Genomic DNA, 24,066 nt, shown 5'->3' with positions numbered 1-24,066 from the left:
TGTCTCATGTGCCGGCTATTTTTCCAAGCAGGCGATGGAATCCGGCCCGCCGGGCGACGCGGAGCCGTCGGCGCGCACAATGATGACCTGCACGCAAACGGGCAATTCCAAGCCCCACACGGTAGTGGTCGTTTCACCGTCAATGGTGTTTTTGTACTCGCCGTCCAGTTTCGCTGACTTATACCGGTACTTGTAGGTATCGCCCGGCTGCGGCTGCGGGTTCTTCCAATGGAAATCAACAAGATCGGGGTCTCCTGGGTGACGCTCCGCGAAGAGGCCTTCCACTTCCGGAACGCTGCCGTCGCTCAGAGCGTCGGCTGGCGGTTTGCTGGAAGTCTCCGTCGGCGCCACCTTGGGTTGTGCTTGGGCGCCCAACACCACACCAATCACGATTGCCACAACAAGTACGGCCGCGCCCGATACTGAAAGCCACAGATTTCGCTTGCTGTGATCCGCCGGCGGAACGTCATCCTGAGCCACGGCTGAGGTGCCTGTGGCAGATCGGCTGACTGTTGCCCCTAGATCGTCCTGTGGCTGCGAGGGCTGCCAGCCGCGAAGGACCGTTGACTCCGCCGTGTCAGGCTCGCCAGGAACCGTGTATGGTCCAGACGCCGTGTATGCTCCAGGAGCCGTGTAGGCAGGACCTGCCGGGGCATGGAACTGAGGCGGGGCGGCGGGCCCGGCCTGCGACTGGACCGGCTGCGGAGGTTTACCGGGCTGAGCTGGCAGCTCAGTGGGTTGCTGTGACGGCCGCTGGGCTGGAGGTTGAGTACCGCCCGGGACCGTGGAAGGAAATGTACGCGCCGGGAACGTGGGTGCCGAGCCCGTAGTGGCTGTTCCAGAAGCGTCGGGATCGATCGAGGCGATGCTCCGGACCCGGGTTTCCTCGAAGTTGTCGTCCGGATGCTGATCGTCACCGTGCCCGGGTTCTTCGAGCACCTCGAAGGGCGTGACGGACAGGTTCAGTTCGGCCTGGATCCTCTGCAACGCCAACGCGAAGGCGTGGGCCGACGAATAGCGGGATTCCGGCGATTTCGCCATGGACGTGGCCAGGACCAATTCCAAAGACTCAGGAACATCTGCACGGCCAAGCCTGGGCAGCGGCGAGTTGGTGATGCGGGAGATCAGCTCCCGCTGCGAGTTGTCCTGTCCCGGAAGGACAAACGGTGAGCGACCAGCCAGAAGCGTGTACAGCGTTGCGCCCAGGGCCCAGATATCCACGGGAACACCGTCCACGGCGCCACCGCGGAACTGCTCCGGCGGAGACCACGGGATGGACATTCCGGCATCATCCTCGGTGTCAGCGCCTATGGTGCCGGAAATACCGAAGTCCGTCAGGGCTGGCCGGTTGTAGTCGGTAACCAGGATATTGGCGGGCTTGATGTCCCGGTGCACAATACCGGCCCGGTGGGCGGTTTCGACGGCGGAAGCCACCTGAATGCCGACCGCCAGGACCTCGTCCACGCTGAACCGCTGGCGACGGTAACGGACGTCCAAGCTTGGCCTGGAGCAGTACTCCATGGCCAGGTACGAGTGGCCGTTTTCGGTGATCTCGGCTTCGAAGATCGTCACGATGTAAGGATGCGACGACAACTGGGCCATGAGGTTCGCTTCGGACTCGAAACGGCGGCGAGCCCCTTCGGTCTTCAGATCGGACAACAGCACCTTGACCGCTACTTTTCGGCGCGGGCGGTCCTGCTCATAAAGGTAAACATCCGAGAAACCACCGGAACCGAGCAGGCTGATGTACTTGAACCCAGGGATGGGTGGAGGCGGCGCGGGGGGCCTCTTGGAACTCAAAGAATCTCCTCGAAACGCAATGAAATGTTGTCACCCAGCTCGGCGATATCGCCGTCCAGCAGGATAGCCATCTCGTTTTGGGCAAGCCGGCGTGGTGCTTGGCCCTCCCGAATGAGCACGGTGCCGTTGGTGGCCTTCAGATCGCACAGCATGACGTGCCACCCCTCCAGCCGGACTTCCACATGGGAGCGGGAAATGTCCCCGCCAGGGCTGTCCACCTGGACCAAACGCGGCATGGTTCCGCCTTGGACCCGGGAAACCGAAGGCTGCCGGCCAATGATCAGCGACTGGTCCAGGTCAATCAACTCACCTGTGGAAAGCCGCATTCGGCCCAGGCGTGGACGAGCCACATGGACGGCGTCACCTGTAACGGGTACCCCGCACACTGAACACTGCGGATAAGTGGGCGGGTTGGCGTGCCCTTGGGAGCACATACGCGCCAGAACGCTCGGTCCTTGAACAGGTGAGGTTTCGACACCACCGGAAGCAGTCGCTTTGGCACCTTGGTCCTGTGCCGTGGGAAGACTGCTCTTCATGATGGTCTGGCCGTCATGATCAGAGTCCTCGTCCACGGGAGTGTTCACTGGAGCCGGTTTCCAGGCTGCCGGTACTTGGGGTGCCGGCGCTCCAGCAGGACCTGGCTGGGCAAGCTGCTGGTCATGGCCTGAACCGGAAGTGGACGAACCTGAAGTGGACGAACCGGGACTGGACGAACCGCTGCGCATCCACGGAACAGAGTCGATCAGGGGAACAGCGTCAATCAACCCCGTGGAAGGCGCTGCTGCGGGAACGTTTCCTTCATGGCCCGGCGGCGCCGGTGGGGTCGGGGGTGTCGGGGGTGTTTGGGCTTGAGGTGTTTGGGCTTGAGGTGTTTGGGCTTCCTGGGCCACCGAAGCAGGTGCGTCGTGGTCGTCAGAGCCGTCATCAGTGCGGACAGCGGCATCCTCAATGTTCCGCATCACCGTTTTGTCCCACAAATGATCGTAATTGGTGGTGTTTTCCAGCGAGGGAAGCAAAGGATCAGTGGTGCTCGTGTGGACCGGAACGCCCAACGAGTCCGGCTCCGTCGCAGGGGCCGATTGCTGCTCCGCGGCCGGCTCTTCAGACTCTGCTGATTCGGAGAAAGCTGCGGGTTCGTCGGATGCTTTGGGGTATTCAGACTCCGCCGGTTTCTCGTCAGCAACCGGTTCCCCTTCAGCCGGTTCCCCTTCATCGGCAGCCTTTTCGGCTACAGAATCCACTGGAGCTGCCGCCGGCGGCAGCTTCGCTTCATCCAGCATCTCCGCTTCCTCAGGAGCATCTGGGTGGGCCATGGCATGTACTTCGGGGGTCCCGGGCCCTTGGGCACCAGCATCGTCCGCGGTGGTGGAAGAACCTATGGAGCTGATCATGTGGCCGGGCGCGATGGTCAGACCGAGGTCCGTCTCCGTGTAGCCGATCATGGTCTCGTCAGATACGGTGGCGGACCGGGGCTCCGCCTCGATCTCAGAGCGGCCGGATGTTCCGGCCGAAGCGTCGATCGATGAAAGCAGGACCACGCCCTCTCCCAAGGGGAGACTATTTAACGAGTCGTTCAACGGTGAGCTCTTCAGCGGCAGGCTCCCACCCGCCGTCGGAATCGCCGCGGAAACGGCCGTACCGTGTCCGATCCTTACGCTGTAGCCTGTGGCATCCGCGAGCCGGCGTTCGGTCCATGTGGTCACGTCCCGGCCCGTGAGGCGTTCCTCGCCGCCGCCCGAATGCGTCCCCCCGGCCAACTGCACCACCAGTTCAAGATCTCCGCGCAGGAACACTCGAAGAGCGTCTTTGGAATCAATAATCCCAAACGGTGGAATACGGCTGAGGGAAACACCAAAAGCCTCGGTCACCTCGTGGAGAACTTCGTGCGCCTCAGGTGCCGATGCCAACAGCTCCCAAACGGTATCGATCAATGCGTGCGGAGTGTCGGGGCCAAGAAGCACCACGGTTCCGTTCCGCACAACACCGAACCACTCACCCTGCTGGTAGCGGGTCAGCGAAAGGCGGTTACTGCTTGCCATCGGCGCCTTCCTCCCGATCAGCCCCGGAAACCTCGTCGGTGCCGTTCACCCAGGCACGGGGAAGGGTGTCTTCCTCAACCTCGGAAGCAGCCTCGGGTCGCGGCGCAGTGATGGCGATGCCGGCGTCGTTCAATACGTTCTTGGCGTCCACCACAATGACCGTGACGTTGTCCCTGCCGCCGCTCCGCAAAGCAGCCTGAATCAGTGCATCCACGGCATCCTGCGGATGGGCAACCGTGCTCAGGATGCGGAACATGTGGTCATCGCCCAGTTCACCGTTGAGACCATCCGAGCAGATCATGATCCGGTCGCCTTCCTGGATGGGAAGCAGCCAGAAATCGGCCTCGGTCTCATCTCCGGTACCCAGGGCACGGGTCACCACGTGGCGGCGGGGGTGGACCGTTGCCTGCTCGGCGGTGATATCCCCGGAATCCACCAGTTCCTGCACCTCGGAATGATCCACGCTGACCTGCGCGAACTCGCCTTGGCTAAGACGGTACGTCCTGGAATCGCCGATATTCATGACCAGCCAGTACGGCAAGCCCATTTGTTCCACCACAACAACTCCGGAGAGCGTGGTCCCTGCGCGGGCGCCCGTGGCATCGCGGATAGCGGCATCGGCCTTCAACAGGCACGACTGAAGATCTGCCGCTGTTGCCGTGCGGACGCCTGTGGCCAGTTCAGGGGCACTACCCAGGGCCCGTACGCACATGCCGCTTGCGATCTCCCCTGCCTCGTGCCCGCCCATGCCGTCAGCAACAGCGAAAACCGGGTCTGAGGCGATGAACGAGTCTTCGTTCAGTTCGCGCCGCAACCCGCGGTCCGTCCCGTACCCGTAGCTGAGTCGAAAAGCCGATCCCCCCGCAGCGGGTCCCGCTTCGGCGTCGGCGGGCGTGGCAGGCTGTGAGTTCATGCTTGTCCTAGGTGAAATGAGCGGTCCCCGAAGTGAACGGTGGAACCGGGACGGACAAAGCTTGCTTCGCCCGGATTGAGTCTGGTCTGCAAGCCGTCCGGGGTGGTGACAGCGCTGCCGTTGGTGGAATTGCGGTCTGTGACCCACACGCCATCGCCATCGACGCGCAGATGCAAATGCGTCTTGGAGATGGACCGGCCGGGATCAGCTACGGGAAGCAATTGCTCCACGAACTCCCCCGGCTGCGGCGCCGGGTTACGTCCCAGAAGTACCGAGCCACCCAACTGGACGTCCTGGCCATCGTCAATCCGGATGCGCAGGACTGCCTGGGCACGGGCAACGCCGGGGCGCATCTGGGTGCGTTCCACGTCGTCGTCCGGATGGGCGGTAGCCGCAAGAGTGTCCTGGGGTGCGATGGTCACTGGTTGTGGAGAAGCTGCCGGTGCTTGAGCGTGCGCCACCGGGGCCTGCGGTATGACCGTGCTGGGCGGTGCGGGTGATGGTGCCGGGGCCGGTGCCGGTGAAGGTGAGCCGGACGGTGCCTGTGCCGAGGTCGGTGCGAAAGGCGCCGACGGCGGCCGCCATTGGTTGGGATCATGGGAAGGCTGAACGGCCGGCGCGGGCGAGGCATGCGCCGCGGTGGTCTGTCCGGGAACCTGTACCTTCGACTCGTGCGGGACGCCGGGCGCTTGGCTCGACGGTACCGGGGAAGCCACGGGTTGAACGGGCGGCAGGTCCATGGGAGCAAAACTGTAAGGACCCTGGATGCCGCCGGTTGTCACCGGGTTGCGCCCTGCGTTGACATCAAACACCAACGACTTCGCCGCTTTATCCTGCCAGCCCCGCAGCTTGCCGTTCTTGTCCCAGGCGCTGGAGACAACCACAAGCACAGCCCACACAACTCCGAGGAACATCAGCGGAAGAGCAATCCACAGGAGTAGCCCGATCAGTCCGAGCGCCGAGAAAATAACGGCAACAATGGATCCCAGCAGCAACAGACCCCCTGTGAGGATCCCGCGGACAAAAACGACGCCGGCACCCGGCGCATAGCCATCAGAGTCGGCGCTTCGAATGCCCATGAGCTGGTTGCCTATGGTGTTTCCGGACTTTGCCTCAAGACCGAGAAGGACAAAGGTGTACACCACGGTCACGCCCAGGCCGATGCTTCCCAGAAGAACCAGCAGGCCTGTGTCATAGACAATGAAGCCGTTCCTGCGCGTTTGCGTGATCCCGGCAATACCAATGGCAAAAGTAGTGGCAAGCACAGCAAAGGGCCCCAGCCAGTCCAACACAGCTGCGCCCAGGCGCTTCCCCGCAGAAGCGGGCGCCAATTCGAGCTTGGTGGTCATGGTGGTCCCTCCCCCTGGCCCAGGCATACGATCCGGCATGGTCTTTGTTCCGTGCTGCATCGGCGACGCCGGCGCCGACACTACCGAGATACTACCGGGATCGGCGGAGCCATGCCGGTTGGCGAACTCCAACGCCTCCTTCCGGGCATGGTTGATGTTGCCTTCTTTGCGGGCTCCACGGTTATTCAGGGGTGAGCCGCATTGGGTGCAGAACGTGGCGCCCGGGCGGACCCCGTGCCGGCAGGCCGGGCAAAGTTCCGTGTCACTGCTCATCGCTGGTGTCCTTCCTGAACGGCTTCGTGAAGAGGCGCTTGGCAGGCTCGGTGCTGCCCTGCTGCCGGCGACGCAGGGCCGCGCGGCCATCGGACAGCAGCGAACGCGGTGAGAACCGTGCCTGCTGACGCTTCCAGAAACCCACGCTTCCGGTGATGTCGGTCAGCGAGGTATCAACAATCTCCCAGTACTCCTTGACCTCGTCCTCGCTGGGCTGGCCCGCACCAAACACTGCGGCGTCGGCCCGGTGGGCAAGCAGGGTGGTGGTGGTTCCTGTGGTGGGGAAGGCATCAGCGATGACCGTGGCAGATTCGCGCCTGGTGGACTTGGTGTCGATCGAGGCACCCATGTCAGTCACCAGGCTCAACACCTCATTCCAACCCGCGCCAACCCGCTGGGCGGGGTGGCCATCACGGAAACGTGCCTTCCGGCGTCGTGATTTCAGCAGCAGAATCAGCAACAGCGGCAAGGCAAGGATCCCCAAGGGAATCAGGGCCATGCCAATGGCCGCGAGCAACGGACCCCAGAAAAGCCAGGGGTTGTTCTTCTTCTCGTCAGCGTCCAGGGCATCCGGTGTGGAATCCGGCGGGAGGTCCGCTGGTTCCTGTGGCGGAGGCGGCGGCTGAAGAACCTGCGGCTTGGGCTTGGACTTGTTCTCCGGGTCCGGCGGGATGGGCACATTGTCCTTGGGCGGGGTGGGATCGAAGGCAACCCATCCCACGCGGTCGAACGCCACTTCAACCCAGGCGTGGACGTCCTTGCCTGTGATCTTGATGTCGCCCGCTCCGTTCTCGGGGCTCTTGGGGTCCGGATAGAAACCCATCACCACGCGGGACGGGATGCCAAGGTGGCGGAGCATGAGGGACATGGACACCGCGTACTGTTCGTCATCACCCAACATCTGCTTGGCGGAGAGCATATTACGGACGCGGGCAGCGCTGTGACCGGGGAGGCTGGGGAGCTGGCCCTCGGCCACCAGTCCGTTGCTGAAAGCACCGCTCTTTTGGAAATGCGCCTCAATCTGGCGGACACGGTCAATGGCGGTGGGTGCGTCCTCCGAAAGCTGGTTCGCCTGCGAGGCAACAATCGGCGGCACTTCCTGGGCCTCAGGCAGCGTGAGCTTGGCGAAGTCGTATTGCGTCAGCTGTCCGTGCTCCAGCGTCCCTGGGTCCGAGACCTGCACGGTGTAGTTCTCGCCCTTCGCCAGGCCCTTGGTGGTGACGGCGGTATCCGTGCCGGCGTTGAAGTACAGCCCTGAAGCCGCACCGGAAGTATCGGCGAAGCTCATTCCCGTGGTGTGCCGGCCTCCCGGGACAAAGTAGCCCTGGTAGTCCTCCACGGTGATGTCCAGCGTGTAGTTGGTGCCCTGCACCGGGCTCCCGGAGTCCGCCAGCGTGTTCAGCGAACGGGCGTCGCCCACCTTGCTGAAGTTGCCGGAACTGTTGGGATCCATGGTGTAGTTCAGGCCGTTGAAGGCATCCAGCGCTGCCAGCCGGACGCGGGCATCTTTGGGCAGCCCCTTAACGGTGAACAGCGTGGTGTCCTTCTCATCCTTGACGAAGCTGCGGAAGCTCGCCAGCGGCGTGATGTAATCCCGCGGATCGAAAGGCGGAACAATCGTGTTGCGCAGAACCTTGCGGTCATCGCTGGCCGTGACCAAGGGTGAGGCGATTGCGGTGACGCCCACCGCCACAGCAATCACGGCTGCGGCTGTTCCCAGACGGCGGAGCTGCCCGCGGCGGGCGGTGGCGGCGTCGGAATCCGGCCTGTTGGCCGATACCGCTTTGGTGCTGTTTCGGCGCAGAACGTCACGGCGGAACGTAGCCCACACAATGGAGACAATGGTCAAGGAGACGCCGCGCTCCACGTTAAGGAAGCCCGCACTGGTACTGAAAGCAATGCCGGTAACAAAGAGAACAAGCACCGGAAACAACGGCCAATAAGGGCTCTTCAGACGCCATGTGAGCAGACCGGCGGCCAGCGCGGTGACCAGGGAACTCAGGAATGGCACAATGAGCATGCCGTTGGCGGTCCCCACCGGCACGCCTACAGTCAGCATGTCCTTCCAGGCGAAAACAATGCCCAGCAGCAACGTGCGCAAGGAGTCAAGGCTGGGAAGGAAACCGAAAACTGCCGAATCCGGCACCGCCAAAGCCGATCCGAAGACCATATAGGCACCGAAGGCCACCGCAGTGGTGATCAGCAACCCGAGCCGGAAATGCGCATTCACCACAGCGATGCCCAAGCCCAGCAGCACACCGCCCATACCTGCGATGAGGTAATGGGGGTCTCCCCCAAAGCTCAAAGTGAACCCGAGGACGCCAAGGAACAGCAGCACCAGAAGCGCACCGCAGTCCACAGCAAAATGCCACAACGGCCGGCCTTCGCTGAAAATGGATGCGCCCGTGGCGCGTAAAGCGGACCTGGAGCCTTGGGCAGCGCGGGTACCCTTGGCTGCCCGGGTTTCCTTCACGCGGGGACGGAGATTGGGCGCGGTGCTCATGCTGCCGCCTTTCGAAGAACAATGGCGAGATCGTCAAGGTCGCCCACCGTGAGGACCGTCAGGTCCGCGATGTTGGCTCTCGACGGCGCCGCACCGGGTTGGACCCGCACTGCCAGGCTCCGCACGCCGGGAGGAACGGAGGCAGCGCAGGTGCGCAGCTGGGTTGCCGTCACGTGGCTGCCTACGACGAAGAACACCACGGAGGCATTCGGGACGGCGTCTGACAGGTTCCGTGCGAGGTCGACGGCGGTTTTCCGCATGGGTGCCCCCACAACCCTGGTCATATCGTCCAGCAGGTTTCGGCCCGTTTCGCAGCGGAGCGGCCCCTTCTGGGTCAGCACGTCCAGGTCCCGCTGTTCACTGATGGCCTGACGGCCAATGGAGGCAGCCACCGAGATGGCCATTTCGAACTCCGCCTCGGACTCGTACTCATCAGTGTTGATGGACAAGGAGATGGCAAGGTGCGCGCGTCGGGTTTCCTCGAACTGGCGGACCATGAGCTTATTGGTGCGGGCCGTGGTCTTCCAATGGATATGGCGCCGATCATCGCCGGGGACGTAATCGCGCAAGGCGTGGAAGGACACATCCGCACTGGAGAGTTCCGTGGTGGGCATGCCCTCAAGGTCACGGATAAAGCCGGCCGCGGAGCTGCCCAAGGAAACGGTGCGGGGATGTACGAACAGATCCACCGGATCGGTCCACATGACGCGACGACGCAGCAAGTGGAGGGGGTCGGCGCGCACAGAGCGGACCGGACCCACCACAATCACTGCACGCCGGGCCGTGGGAATGGTGAAAAGGTCCTCGTGAACCTGCGCCGGCTTCATACGGGGCAAATGGAACACAGCAGTATTGGAACCCACGGGGAGCTCCAAAGCAGCAGGCAACAAAGGCCTCGTGGAAACGTTGGACACAGCAATGCTGCCCACTGCGTCATCTCCTACTGCCACGCGTGTACGGGCAAGGTCCAGGACCACACCATACGCCGAGCGTCCCACAATGAAGCCGATGGCCAGGAGGAACAGCAGGAACGCCACCATCGCAGCGGACTTGGCTTCCTGCCAGCCCCACGCCTGCCCTGCCCACCAGAGCCCGATTGCCGCAGCCAACACAACCCAGCCCAACAGGCTCACCACAGCGAGGACCGGCCAGACATACCTCAGCCACACGTCCCGGACCTTGGTCCACGCCGGGGAGAGGAAATCACCCGCCGTACCTGCAGCTTCGGCCCATACCGCGGCGGGGTGGAGCTTGCCGGGCTTCCCCACTTTGCGTGCCTGGCCGGGACGGCGCCCTGAATCGTTCCCGGAACCGCGCGGGTCATTCGCGGAGCCACGCAGGGACCGTATTTTGCCGCCAAGAGCGGACTTCGCGCGCTTGAGCGAGTCAGCAGCCCTGTTCAGGGGTGTGCTGGAGGACATATGGGGACCTTTGTTCGAGCTGGGGTTCGGAGAGTGCTTGGGGGGTGCTTAGGCGCTGGCGCGTTGCTGCGGGGCAGCGACGTCGGCCAGGACACGGCCAAGGACCACCTCAGGGGTTGCCCCGGAGAATTCAGCTTCAGGGTCCATCACCAAACGGTGCGTCCACACCACGGGAGCGAGCTCCTTGATGTCATCGGGCAAAACGAAGTTCCTGCCCTGGCTGGCTGCCCACACCTTCGCAGCGCGGACCATGGCAAGAGCGCCACGAACAGAAACACCAAGACGGGTTTCTCCGGCATTGCGGGTCTCTTCGCAGAGGCGCGAAATGTACTCCAGCACTGCAGTATCCACGTGGGTTGTGGCTGCCAGGTCCGCCATGTCAGCCACAGCCTGGGTGGTGATCAACGGCGTGAGGTCCTTTGAGCGGTCCTTCAAGTTGGCCCCGCCCAGCAGCCGGACGGTGGAAGCGTGGTCCGGGTAGCCGATGGAGGTCTTGATGAGGAAGCGGTCCAGCTGGGCCTCGGGTAGACGGTAGGTGCCGGCCTGTTCAATGGGGTTCTGGGTAGCCAGAACCATGAACGGGCGGCCTGCCTCGTACGTGGTGCCGTCCACGGTCACACGGGATTCCTCCATGACCTCCAGCAGCGCGGACTGCGTCTTGGGGGAAGCACGGTTGATTTCGTCAGCAAGGACGATGTTGTTGAACACCGGGCCCTTGTGGAACTCGAACTTCTGCGTCTTCTGATCGTAAATGGTCACACCCGTCACGTCAGAAGGCAGAAGGTCAGGCGTGAACTGGATACGGTTGTGCGAACCCTGGACCGTCGCGGCCAAGGCGCGGGCAAGGGAGGTCTTGCCCGTGCCCGGTGCGTCTTCAAACAAGACGTGACCTTCGGCCATCATGGCGGTGAAGGTCAGCCGGATGACGTGTTCCTTGCCCAACACGGCCTTGCCCACGTTGGCAACGAGCTTCTCGAACGTTTCTGCAAACCACGCGGCCTGCTCGTTTGTCATGGTCATCGGTAGATCCTGTTCCTTGGGTATGGAGGTGTTGGGTTGTAGTTGTTGCTTGAGCTGGTTGGTTGGCCGGCCAGGAGTCAGCAGGGCGGTGGCACGCCGTTGCGCACGTCCACGGTGGTTGACTTCACGAACCAGCCATCCTTCGGGGAGCCGCTGAGCTTGTACCAAGGCGTCCCGTTGCGGTAGATGTCCTGCCTGCAGGTGACATCAATCCAGCCCCAGGACCGCTCTACCCAGCCGACTCCACACGTGGGGCCGCTCGGGTTGTACGAGTCCGTTTGACCGGGCTTTCCGGGGCACGTGCTGTTGTGCGCAATGATCTGCGATGGCGCCGGCGGGTTGGGCGGTGGCGGCGGAGGCGGTTCGGCTCCACTGCGGGATGTATCGCTGCCCACCCGGCCAGCTTGGCCGCCACTGATCGCACGGACCTGAAGCGTAACGGTCTGGCTGTAACCCACACTTCTTGAGAGCGACCTCTGATCCGTGTTTGTCCATGCTCCGCCGTCAAGGCTGTACTGGTACCCCGTCACAGGGCGCCCGTTGCCGCTGGGGGCGGTCCAGGTCCAGGACACCGTCTTGTCGCCGACGCCGCTGCTCTTGCTACCGGTCACCACCGGCGCAGCTGCCAGTCCATAGGGTTTGACAGTGTTTGATGCGGGGCTTCTGTCACCAGGCGTAGGGTTTCGTGAGGAGACTGCCCACACCACTACGGCGGTGTCGGTTCCGTTCGCGGCCGCTACAACAGCTCCGCCGGAGGGAATCGCACCGCTGCCGCCACCGGACGTCAGAGCATACCGGTAGCTGATCTCGTTGACATTGGCTCCGTTTCGCTCCGCAGCTGTCAAGGGATTGAACGTCACCTGGATTTTGCCGCCATCAGCGTTGGTCTCAACCAGGGCAGCCGAGGGCGCACCCACCATCCCGGGCTTGCCCGCAGCCCGGATGGGAGCCGATTGTTGGCTGACACCACTGACGCCGGCCTTGTTGGTAGCCGAGACCGTGAACGTGTAATCCGCTTCGGAGTTCGCCACGGTGACATTTTGCGAGGTAGCCGCCACGGACTGGGTAGCCACCACGGCACCGCCCATGTAGGTGGTAAGCGTGTAGGCGGAGACGGCGTCACCGTTGTTGTTCGGCGCTGCCCAGCTGACCTGCAGCTGGCTCTGCGTACCTACGGATCCGGCACCCGCAACTGAAGGAGCCGCAGGAGTAGCCGGCACGCCTGCAGGAATCTCCGCGGCGGAGTAAGTGCTCCACTCGGACGGTTCTTTAGCGTCGTTGCGTGCCAGGACACGGACCTTGTAGGCCACGCCGTTGGTCAGTCCGGTCCACACATGGCTGTTGCCCGTGAGGTTCTGGATCTGCGGGTTCTGGCCTGCCGGAGCAGGCGAGATCTCAAGATCGTAGGACTTAATGGGCGAGCCCTTGCTTGCAGGAGGAACCCACGCCACGGAAAGCTGCTTGTCACCGAACTTCAGCGTCGGCGCCACTGGAGTGTCCGGCTTGACGTCCGGACGGACCTCGGCGGACAGCGGAGAGCGGTCTGACTCGTCGATCGCGTTGGTTGCGGTGACGGCGAAGTGGTACTTCACGTTGTTGGTCAACCCGGTCAACGTACACGTGTTGGCGGGGCAGTCCTGGGTGAAGCCGTTCTCCCCGTACACGGTGTACTTGGTGATCGGTGAGCCGCGGTCCGGCGGCGCGTTCCACGTCAGCAACGCAGTCTGGTCCCCCACGCTTTGAGCCAGAGGCGTGGTGGGTGCGGCCGGCTTGTCCTTGACGGTCAAACGGATGCGGGCAGTGGCATACCGGGAAATCTCGCCGGTCTTGTCCTGCACGGTGTAGGCCACCACCATGGTTCCGGTGAAACCGCCTGCAGGGGTGACGGTAACACTGTCTCCCCCAACATCAGCCGTTCCCTGGCCCGTTTCGGTCACAGCCGAGACGATCTTCAGCGCAGTATCCGGGAACGGATTGGAGTCATTTGCCAGCACGTTGACTGTTACTGGCTTCCCCGATTGGGCATCCGGCTCAGCATCGTCGTTGGCCACAGGTTTGGGCCTGTTGGAGGCCGACAAGGACAGCTTGTAGGTTGCCACGGCTTCAAGTCCGCGCCGGTCCTTGGCCTTCACCTGGACGGTGCCCGACTGCCCGATCTGCACGGAATCGTCCGCGGAGACTTTGAGCGTCTTGCCATCCACGTTCGCCTTGAAGCCGCCTTGGGCGTCACCTGCCAGCTCGTAGCTCATGTTCTGTACGTCATCCGAGTCCGGATCTGACGTCAGCTTTTCCAGGTCCAGGCTTGCAGAGTCACCCTTGGGAACTTCCACCTCGCTGCCCAGGAGGACCGGGGGGTTGTTCTTGTTGGGATCGGGCAGCACTTTGGTGCGAATGCTCAGCGTGGATTTCAGGCCATTGGGGTCATCCGGACCCGTTCCGTCTGTAACTTCGAAGCTGATGGAACCCGGACCAACGTATTCCGCGCCGGCGGTGTACTTCAACGCAGTGCCACCATTGGCTATGGGGTCACTGCCGTCGGCTCCGATCAGCTTGATGCGGTCAGTCTGGGTCAACCGCGGTGAGCGTCCCTCGCGGACCTTCACCCATTCGGAGAGGTTTACCGTCACGGACTGGCCTGAGACGAGTTCCACCACCTCGTCCTTGGCGAGCGTGGGAAGCTGCTGCCCAATTCCGGGCACCCAGATGATGGCCGTGGACTTCTGTCCATCCACGTCCTCCACCGTGTACGGCACCAGTTGAGGCTGCTCGGTGAGGTCAACAATGACGTTGCCTTCAGGTCCGGGACGTGCGGTGTCCAAACCGGTGGCGACCTTGAGGTTCTCCCCCACGCCGTCCGGATCCTCGTCGTTCTTCAGGACAGGAACGTCCACGGCCGTCTTGCCCAGCGTCTGTGCCGACGTCACGCGGTCATCGCGGGCAATCGGCGCCTGCAAGGGCAGATCGTTCTGGACCACCACGCGGATACTGGCTTGGCCCACCGCATCGCGGTCATCGGCCACGGAGTAACGGACATTCACCGTGCCCTCCGCTGCCGGAGCGGTCACCAGGATCCGCCCGCTGGTCTGACTGACCTTGGCATCAAGTCCGGCATCCGCTTCAATGCTGTCTGTGAGGATACGGATGATGTCGCCGTCGGGGTCGGTGTCGTTCGCGGTCGCATCAATTGCGATCTGACGGCCCGGACGGACCTTCACCTCGTCATCCACTGGAGCAGGCTTTTGGTTATCCTCGCCACGTGGAGCTACGCCTACCGTTACCGTTCCTGTGTTTACCGCGCCCTGCCGGTCAATCACCTTGTACCGGAACGTGTCCGTACCTGCGCCGTCACCGGCCGCAACGAAATCGATGAAGCTGCTGCCCGCCGTCGCGGTACCCATGGTGGGTGTGCTGTCGATTCCGGTGAGCTGCACGGAGTCGCCGTCGGGGTCTATGCCGTCCAACGGGACCGGAATCCTGACGCTGCCACCGGCCACTACCCGGGCCGTCAGGTTTTGCGGCTGCGGACGCGAATTCTGGGTGCCCTCGAGCGGGAGGATATGGATGGTGACCGCTGCGGCGCTCTTCTGGCCCTGCGGATCAACCGCGTTGTAGATGGCCCGCACGGTTTTCGGCGTGGGGCCTGCGATGAAGCGAAGTGTCTTCTCGGAAATGAACGCCTTGCCGTCCTCTTCCGGAATGCTCTGTGCCAGCACCGGGTCAACGGACAGTTCCTCACCCTGCGGGTGGGTGTCATTGTCCAGGACAGGAATGGTCACGACGTCGTTCACGCGCACGTTGACTTCGTCGGGTTTGGGCTGGGGAGCCTCCACGACGGCGGGCGCCGGCACCGGGACGACGCCCACTGTCCCGGTGGCCGAGGCACGGCCGTTGGACATGGTGTAGCTGAAGACGAAAGGTTCCTTGGCGCCAAGGACGTCCGTGACGCGAAGGACACTGTGGTCGATCACGCTCACCGAGGCCGAAGAGCCGTCTTGCACCGTGACGGATTGAAGGACCAGCACCCCACCCGAGGGATCAGAGTCATTGGCCAACGGATCAACCAGAACGCTGCCGCCCACAGGGAGCAGGGCAACGTCGTGAACGGCAACCGGGGCCCCTGCATCCTTGCCCGATTCCACGTCCACACGGATCAGCCCCTGGCTGCTTTGGGGCCCGTTGCTGGCGATGTAAGTGAGGTAAATCGGGCCGGGAGTGGCGCTCCGGAAGGTGAAGGTACCGCCGTCGGTCACTGGACCCAGCTCCGCCGGGCCAGCCGCCTCAACGTGAGCCACGCGAAGGGCACCACCGTTGGGATCGACATCATTCTTCAACGGTGCGATCACCAGGTCCTGGCCAACCACGGCAGTAACGTGGTCCGCGTTGACTACGGGCGCGAGGGCACCGGGCGGTTGCACATTGACCACGATGCGTCCGGTGGTGGTGGCGCGGCCGTCCCACACGGTGATGGTGACGTTTTTCTTGCCCGGTGCGGCACCGGAATCCTGGTAAGTGAGCAGACCATCGCGGCGAACCTTCACCTGGTCCTGATCGTTGTCCGACTTCGCGTCCAGAAGGACCAGGTCATCGCCGTCAGGATCCATCCAGTCGGTCAAAATGTTCTGGCTGACGGACTTGCCCTGCTCCACCAGCATGGTGGTGGGCTCACCACGCTTGAAGAGCGGCGGCTTGTTCTCCTCGGGAGCTACTACGCGAAGGGTGACCTTGCCGCCCGCGGACAAATCACGGCCATCGGCGGCGTTGTAGTCAAAGACTTCAGTTCCCGGCTTGGCATCAGCCGGAACCTTGATTTGGAAGGCCGAGCCTCCATAGATATTTTCCAGCGCACCCATCTTGGGGCCATTGGCACCCACTGAAGCGGTGAGGACATCGCCGTCGGGGTCCGAATCGTTGTCCAGGACACTCAGGATGGAGGTCCGGCCGGGCCGGACACCGTGCTCGTCCGGTTTGGTCTCAGGCGGACGGTTGGGCTTGGTGCGGTCCGGGAGGACGTTGATGGTGTTGTTGTCCGCGGACTCCTGGTCCTGGTCATCGGACTGGTTCTTGGGCGGAACAACATCGTCCCAGTTGTTCACCAGCTGCATGTTCTGGTTGACCAGCCACACGCTGCCGGAGTTGACGTCGTTAAGGACCACCAGGTCCCGGTTCACACGGAAAACGTAGCTTGGGGAGGCACTGGCCTTGGGGACGTCGTTCTTCTTGTCGTCGGCGTCGTTTTCGCAGTCGCGGACATATTTGTTGGCACCGGACCAGGCCGAGTGGACACACTTGCTGACCTGGACGGGCGCCGCGGGGACGCCTTCGCCGTCGGCATTAACCGTTGCTGCGGTGGAGCCATCAAGGGGCTGCTTCAGGAGGGCCTTCTGCGTGGCAATGGCCACGAAGCTGCTCTCTTCGCTGCTCTGCTGGAGCTTGGCTTCGCGGGCATCGGCCAGTTGCAGCTTGCGGCCACCGGGCAGGAAAAGGTTACCTGAGGCGGCGTCCAGGACTACGGGCTTATCGCCCACCACCGTTATTTGAAGATCACCGGCACCTTTGAGCTCGTCCACTTTGGTGATCTGCGAGTCGGTCCGTTCGCCGTTCGGGTCCACCGTGGTGACGGTAATTTCGCCCTTTCCGGGATCCGCCGTGTAGATCCTGTTATCAGAACCCACCGCCGACACCATGCCCGGCGAGCCGGTCAGAACAGGCTCGGTTCCTTCTTCGTCGAAGCCGTTAACGGTGGAAGGGGACAAAGCCCAGACTTTGCCGCGGGCAGGATCGGTGACCGAAAGCACGGTGGAGCCATAGCTGACCTGCGACGACGACGGCAGCTGCTTGTCGCCGCCCAGCTTCAGATTCGCGGCAGAGACCTGGTTGATAGTGGAGCCGGACTCATCATCCACAAAGACGTTGCCGTCATGCTGCAGAACATCAAAGGTAGTGGTAGCGGGGGTCACGGCCCCATCAAGGACGCGGGACGGATAGTTCAATCGACCCACGGCGTTCTTGGTTTTGCTCACCACCCACACGCCGCCGTCGTTCAAGTCCACCTCAGTGGTCTTGAAACCCGGGTACAGGATGGCCCCGGTGATCAGCAAAGCGCCCGCTGCGGTGACAGCAGTTCCCGCTACCAGTTTCTTGTGTTGACGCTTTTTCAGCCCCAGCTTGCCGAAGAAAGTTCTCACAGCCCCAAAATTCCCTTTGTGTCCAGCCGCTCCCCAGTGGCTTCCAGGCCAACCGGCAGATGCCGGCAGCCGTACATTCCGCAGTTCCCCCGTACGGCGGCGGAATTTTCAGTCCCTAAGACTATCCCACCCGCCCAGCGGTCAACCAAGGAAACCCGGGAGCGGGCTATCCATTGGCTTTGACAGCGTACTGTCTCCCTGGCCGCGGGCGCGATGGGGACAACTGCCCGGCGCCCCGATTTCCCATGCCTCAGCATTGCGGAATCTGGTGGGGTCCGGGGTCTCCCAAGGTGGTGTTGCCCTGGGCGATGAAGCGGCCTGCGTTGGGGCCGCTGGTCAGGCGGTACCACGCTGCGTAGTTGATGTACGGCGTGCTGCGGTAGACGAAGCAATTAACCGTGAATGCACCATTGGATTCGTACTGCCACGGGGCGCCGTAGACCTTTCCACCGCACGTGTGTTCATTTGGTTTTGGATCCCAGGACGTCTGGCCCGACGGTGCGGTATCCGTGCAGGTGCGGTAGCTACCGGGAGGCAGGGTCGCGTCCCACGAGGTCTTCTGCGGACCGCTCTGTGCGCTGGCAGAGGCAACGCCGCCGCCCGTTCCCACGGAGTTGAACGTCTGCACCTCAATGGTGCGCGTCTGGTTGTAGCCACCGGTGTTGACCACGCGGCTGCCGGACGCGGATTCGTTGATCCACCCGGTGTCAGTTCCACCGCCGGTGATCCTGATTTTGGTCACTGCGACGTCGTTGCTGCCTGTGGATGGCGAGGACCAGTTCAGCGTCAGCGTGGTCTGGTTTTGCCCGCCGTTGGCGCCCGAAGCAGATGGTGTACCGGGGGAACCGTACGGAGTGGTGGTTGCCGGAGCGCTGGCATTGGAACTCGGCGCCACTGAAGACACTGCGGTCACCGTAATGGACGTAGCCTGCCCGTTGGCAAAACCGCTGACCGTCTGTCCAGGCGTGATGGGGCCGGACTGACCGGTACTGGCCAGGTAGCGGTAGCTGACCTCGTTAGCAGTAGAACCATTGCGTTGTTCCTGGCTGAGGACTGCGAAGTTGATGGTGACCGCCCGTCCCGCTCCCCCGGTGTTGGCCGGCGTTACGGAGACGTTCTGTACGGTGCCCAGCTTGCCCGTGGCGCGACGCGGCGCCGAAGGTGCGCTGACGCCGCCCTTCCCGGCCTTGTTTTCCGCTTGGACAGTAAAGGTGTAGCCGGTCTCGTTGTTCTGCGCAGTGAAGGTTGCTGATCGGACGTTTCCAGGGACAGTCTGCGTCTGGGGAACGCCGTTACCACCGCTCATGGTGACGTAGTACATCTTGATGGGGTCGCCGTTGATATCCGGCTCCGCCCAGTCCGCGCGGATCTGGTTATTGGTTCCCACGGACTCCACCACGGCCGTGGTGGGGGCAGCCGGGGCTCCAGGAAGACCAGCAGGGTTGTCCTCCAGGGAGTACATGCCCCAGTCCGATGGGCCGAGCTCGTTGACGGCCTGGGCACGGACCTTGTACTTCACGCCATTTGTCAGTCCAGGCCAGGTGTAGCTCAACCCGGTGACCTCATTCTTCACGGCAATGCCGTTGGCTGGCGGCGGAGAAATCTCCAGGTTGTAGTGCTTTACCGGAGAGCCCTCGGTCTTGGCCGGGGTCCACGTGATGGCCAAGTTCTTGTCACCGGCTTTTACCGTGGGAGCATCAGGCGGCGAAGGCTTCTCGTCGGGCCGTATCTCGTTGGACGCTATGGACGCCGGCGAGTCCCCCACCTCGTTGGTGGCGGACACGGTGAAGACATACTTCACGTTGTTGGTCAGCCCGGACAGAGTACAGGTGGTTGTGGGGCACACCTGCTCAAAGCCAGCCGCCTTAACCGTGTACTTGGTGATGGCTGCGCCATTGTCCGACGGCGGCGCCCACTTGAGCACAGCGGTGCGGCTGCGGACGTCGGTAGCTACAGGTGCGGACGGGGCGTCGGGCTTGTCCCGGACCGTGATCCTGACGCGCCCCACCGCCTGCCGTGAGGGGTCCTTGGTCTTGTCCAGCACCGTGTACCGAACCACCATGACGCCCTTGAAGCCATCGGCCGGGGTGACCGTGATGGAGTCACCTGACACGGTGGGCTGCCCGGCGGCGGAACCAGTTTCCACTGCGGCGCCTTCAATGGTGAGCGAGGAGTCATTGAAGGGGTTGAAGTCATTGGCCAGTACGTTGATGGTTTCGGAACGTCCGGCGTTGGCTTTGTCCACGGAGTCGTCGTTGGCTACAGGCTTGGGCCTGTTGGACGAGACCACGGTAGCGGTCACCGTGGCCCGAACAGCGTCGGAGCGGCCGTCCGTGACCTTCAACGGGAAGGTGCCTACCGCGCCCGGAGTCACCGAGAGGTCCGGGGTGACTTTGAGAACCGTTCCCTCCACCTTGGTTTGGAAGCCGGCAGGTTGCTGTCCGTCCAGCTCAAACTTCAGGTTTCCCTGATCCCGCTGGTCCACGTCCTTGGCAAGGTTGGCCAACTCAAGCTCGGTGGTTTCACCCTTGGGTGCTTCGATGGACGCGCCGCTGAAAGTAGGCGCATGGTTCGCATTGGGATCCGGGATCACCTTGGTGATGATGGTCAGGGTGGACTTCAGCCCTTGAGAATCGTCCGGGCCGGATCCGTCCGTCACCTCGAAAGTGATGGATCCCGGACCAACGTAGTCGGTCTGAGCTGCATACCGCAGCGCATTTCCATCTCCGGCTATGACGTTGTTGGGATCGGCTCCCTGAACACGGACCTTATCCGCAACAGTAAGCCGGGGTTGGCGGCCTTCCCGCACCCGGACGTATTCCTGGAGCGAGAGAGTGACTTCCTTGCCGGACATGACTTCCACGGGTTCGGTTTTGGAAAGGGTTGGATACTGCAGGCCCTGACCGGGAATCCACATCACCGCAGTGGCCGTTTGCCCGTCCATGTCCGTCACGGTGTACGGGATCAGCTGGTCCTGGGGAGCGAGAGTCACCACAACGTTTCCAGCGGTACCCACCCGTGCGTTCGGATTCGCGTCGGGCAAGGTGATGGTCAAATCCTCCGCCACACCGTCCGGGTCCGAGTCATTTTTCAGTACCGGGACGTCCACAGCGGTCTTGCCGAGCGTTTCCGCCAGCGTGATGCGATCATCCACCGCAATGGGAACGTGGAGGGCCGCCGTCGGACTTGTTTGAACCCTGATGACGGCGCTGGCTTCGGCCTTTTTGTCGTCCTGGATCCGGTAGCTGATGCTTTCATTCCCGGTGACGCCCGGGGCGGTCAGGAGGACCTTGCCATTAGCGGCTTCCACCTGCAGTTCCGGGTTCGCCTCGAAGGAACTCACCAGGCCAATGGGATCGCCGTCGGGGTCTGAGTCGTTCTTGAGGGCATCCACCGCAATGCGACGCCCTGGCCGGACATCAATGGCATCATCCACGGCGATCGGCTTTTGGTTGTTCGCCTCTGCCGGCGCAATGCCCACAATTACGGTGCCGGTGTTCTCCGCTCCGATCCGGTCCCGTACGCGGTAGCTGAACGTGTCAGTACCCGCAGACGTAGCGGCAGCAGTGAACTCCATGTAACCGTCCCGGACTATGGCGGTCCCGAGCGCGGGTGCTTTGTCCACGCCGATGAGTTGGACGGAGTCGCCGTCGGCGTCAATGCCATCCAACGGCACAGGGATCTTGACGGTCATGCCGGCTACCACCCGGGCGGTCAGGTTTCGCGGCTCGGGCCGGGTGTTGGTGGCGTCATCGCGGGCACGGATGCGGATGGTGACTTGCTGGGAGTCGGTCTGGCCGGACGCATTGCTGACCTTGTAGATGGCATAAACAGTCTTGGGGACTTCGCCTGCAATGAAGCGCAGGGTGTTGCCGGCAATGAACATCCGGCCATCCGCCGGGTCCGGCTGCTGCGCCAGTGCCGGGTCCAGGGTCAATTCGCCGCCGTTGGGGTCTGAATCGTTCTCCAAGACGGGGATGGTAACAACATCGCCCACGCGGACAGACACCTCGTCAGGTTTAGCCTGCGGCGCCTGCAGCTTACTGGGAGCAGGAACCACCTGGACGGAGATGTCTCCGGTGGCCGAGGCCTTGCCATTGGAAATGGTGTATTTCAGTGACAACTGACCCGTTGCATGGACGTCGGTTACTTTGACCACCGAATGATCCAGAACCGCTACGGTCACTGGGAGTCCGTCCTCCGCCGTGACCGATTGGACCACCAGTACCCCGCCCGCGGGATCCGAGTCATTGCCGAGCACGTCTACCACGGTGCTGCCGCCACTGGGCAGAAGTGCGATGTCGCGGACGGCAACAGGCGCGCCGTCGTTGTTGCCGGACACCACATCCACCCGCACCAATTGCTGCGCGCTTGCCGGGCCGTTGGTCACCATATACGTGACGTAATGCGCGCCCACGGTGGTGGAGTTGAACGTGAACGTTTGCTGGTCCGGACCGATGACGGCCGTGGCTTGTTCATCCGGTTGGGCCTGAGCAAGCCGGAGCGCGCCGCTCTGCGGATCAGTGTCATTCTTCAGCGGGGCAATCACCGTATCCTGGCCGGCCACTGCAACCACGTGATCCGCGTTTGCGATAGGCGGCAGGGCACCCGGAGCACGAACGTCCACACTGATACGCCCCTCAGCACTGAGGGTGCCGTCGGAGACCGAAACGGCGATGGTCTTCTTTCCCGGCCCGGCTCCGGAATCCTGGAAGGTCAATAGCCCGTCTGGCCTGATGCGAACTTGATCGGCGGGATCACTGCTGACGGCAGCAACAGCAAAGATGTCATCGCCGTCGGGATCAAGCCAGTCATTGAGGACGTACTGATTGGCGATCTTCCCCGATTGCACCACCAAGGCATTGTTCCGGTTGGGCTTTTGCCGGGGAGCGTTATTCTCACCGGCTGGAACAATCCGGAGGTCAACGTCGGCGGAGGCCGTCCCACCGCGGCCATCATCCACGGAGTACTTGAACGTTTCAGAGCCTGCTTGGTCCGCCGGGACGGAGATCTGGAAACCCGTGCCGCCATAGACCGGCGCCAAGGCGCCCGATTTCACCGCTTGGTCAGCAGAGACTGTCAGGACATCACCGTCGGTGTCCGCGTCATTATCCAGCACTGGCAGCAGGGTGGTCTTGCCCGCACGCACGCCAAAGGCGTCCGGTTTGGCCACTGGCGGCGTGTTCGGTTTGCTGCGGTCCGGGAGGACCGTCTGCTGGACTTCATCCGCCGAGTCCTTGTCGGCGTCGTCCGAGGTCTGTTGGGGCGGGATGACGTCATCCCAGTTGTTCACCAACTGCATATTCTGGTTGACCATCCAGACGTTGCCGGAGTTTACGTCATTCAGAACCACAAGTTCGCGGTTGACCCGGAAAACGTACGACGGCGATGCACTCGCCTTGGGGACATCGGCGCGGCGGTTGTCAGCCTCGTTGCTGCATTCGCGGATGTACTTGTTGGCACCGGACCACGCCCCATAAGTGCACGTCCCCAACTGCACGGGCGCTGCTGGAATGCCTTCGCCGTCAGGCCGCACGGTTTTGGCTGTTCCACCGTCCAATGGCTGAAGCAGGAGGGCTTTGGTGGTGGCGATGGCCACGAAATCCGCTGCTGGTCCGGCCTGCTGCAGCTTGGCGTCGCGGGCATCGTCCAGGTGCACTGTTGCACCGCCCGGAAGAACGATGTTTCCCGAGGCCTCATTGAGGACCACTGCTTTGTCCCCCACGGCCGTCAGCTGAAGGTCACCGGCGCCCTTGAGGGCGGCGTCCGTGCGGACCTGGGAATCCACTGATTTGCCGTTGGCGTCCACCTTCGTTGCGGTGACGCTGCCGGACTCCGGGTCAACGGTGTGGATGGTGTCGTCCACGCCTACAACGGAGACAATTCCGGGCGACTGCTCGAACAGCGGCTCAGACTCATCGCTGAACCCGCCCACGGATCCAGCGGAGAGAGCCCAGACCTTGCCTTTCGAGGGATCGGTAACAGCCAGCACCTTGTGGCCGAAACTTACGTCAGCGGAGCCGGGGAGCTTCTGATCACCGCCCAGACGCATGTTGGCTGCACTGACCGGGTTGATGGTGGCCCCTTCGGGGTCGTCAATAAAGACGTCACCGGCCTGCTGGAGTACGTCAAAATCCTTACTGGCCGGGGTCACCGCGCCGTCCAGGGACTTGGAGGGGTAATTGAGGCGCCCGGCGGCATTTTTGGACTTGCTGACTACCCAGACGCCGCCATCATTGAGGTCCACTTCAGCGGTCTTGAACCCCGGATAAAGGATGGCACCGGTCACCAGGACTGCAGCAGCGACAGAAAAAGCGGTTGCCGATATGACCTTCCGCCGGCGATTCCTGGCACGGCGGTTTCCGGTTCCGTCAGGAAGAGCCATCCACATTCCCCCACAATCCAGGCAGCACCAGGCAGCCATCGCCGCGCCCCACGGCAATTCACGACACACAAACAACGCTAAGACTACCGGGTTAATCCAACGTTTTGCTAAGTCGTGACGCAGTTCTCAGCAACCTCAGCTATTTCCAACGCTCTCTCACATAACAGCCGTTAACGCC

At 62.8% G+C, this 24,066-nt stretch carries 9 protein-coding genes; all 9 read right to left on the bottom strand.

What is annotated here, in order from left to right; genetic code table 11:
• Positions 1–15: 15 nt before the first annotated feature.
• Positions 16–1,800: a serine/threonine-protein kinase gene (locus ABI796_RS06710; RefSeq protein WP_141283663.1), complete on the bottom strand. Its 1,785-nt coding sequence runs from the start codon at positions 1,798–1,800 to the stop codon at positions 16–18.
• A complete protein-coding gene (locus ABI796_RS06705) occupies positions 1,797–3,839 on the bottom strand; it encodes an FHA domain-containing protein (protein WP_141283664.1) in 2,043 nt (680 codons plus the stop codon). The genes ABI796_RS06710 and ABI796_RS06705 overlap by 4 nt, the downstream gene beginning before the upstream one ends.
• On the bottom strand, positions 3,826–4,752 hold the full coding sequence (locus ABI796_RS06700) for a PP2C family serine/threonine-protein phosphatase (RefSeq protein WP_141283665.1): 927 nt from the start codon (positions 4,750–4,752) through the stop codon (positions 3,826–3,828). The genes ABI796_RS06705 and ABI796_RS06700 overlap by 14 nt, the downstream gene beginning before the upstream one ends.
• Positions 4,749–6,374: an RDD family protein gene (locus tag ABI796_RS06695; protein WP_141283666.1), complete on the bottom strand. Its 1,626-nt coding sequence runs from the start codon at positions 6,372–6,374 to the stop codon at positions 4,749–4,751. Before ABI796_RS06695 ends, ABI796_RS06700 begins: the two co-directional genes overlap by 4 nt.
• Positions 6,364–8,877 (bottom strand): transglutaminase domain-containing protein, encoded by a 2,514-nt coding sequence (locus tag ABI796_RS06690; protein WP_141283667.1) that lies wholly within the window; start codon positions 8,875–8,877, stop codon positions 6,364–6,366. Before ABI796_RS06690 ends, ABI796_RS06695 begins: the two co-directional genes overlap by 11 nt.
• Entirely contained in the window at positions 8,874–10,298 is a 1,425-nt protein-coding gene (locus tag ABI796_RS06685; protein WP_303409126.1) for a DUF58 domain-containing protein, read from the bottom strand. Before ABI796_RS06685 ends, ABI796_RS06690 begins: the two co-directional genes overlap by 4 nt.
• Positions 10,299–10,346: 48 nt before the next feature.
• Positions 10,347–11,318, bottom strand: a complete 972-nt coding sequence (locus tag ABI796_RS06680) for a MoxR family ATPase (protein ID WP_141283669.1) — start codon at positions 11,316–11,318, stop codon at positions 10,347–10,349.
• A gap of 77 nt (positions 11,319–11,395) precedes the next feature.
• Positions 11,396–17,503: an Ig-like domain-containing protein gene (locus tag ABI796_RS06675; protein ID WP_141283670.1), complete on the bottom strand. Its 6,108-nt coding sequence runs from the start codon at positions 17,501–17,503 to the stop codon at positions 11,396–11,398.
• Positions 17,504–17,753: 250 nt separating this feature from the next.
• On the bottom strand, positions 17,754–23,888 hold the full coding sequence (locus tag ABI796_RS06670) for an Ig-like domain-containing protein (protein ID WP_141283671.1): 6,135 nt from the start codon (positions 23,886–23,888) through the stop codon (positions 17,754–17,756).
• Between the last annotated feature and the right edge of the window lie 178 nt (positions 23,889–24,066).

The sequence above is a fragment of the Paenarthrobacter aurescens genome, assembly GCF_041549525.1.
Taxonomy (GTDB): Bacteria; Actinomycetota; Actinomycetes; order Actinomycetales; family Micrococcaceae; genus Arthrobacter; species Arthrobacter aurescens.
The sequence above is the reverse complement of the archived record's forward strand: the minus strand, read 5'-3'. Positions and strand labels throughout refer to the sequence as shown.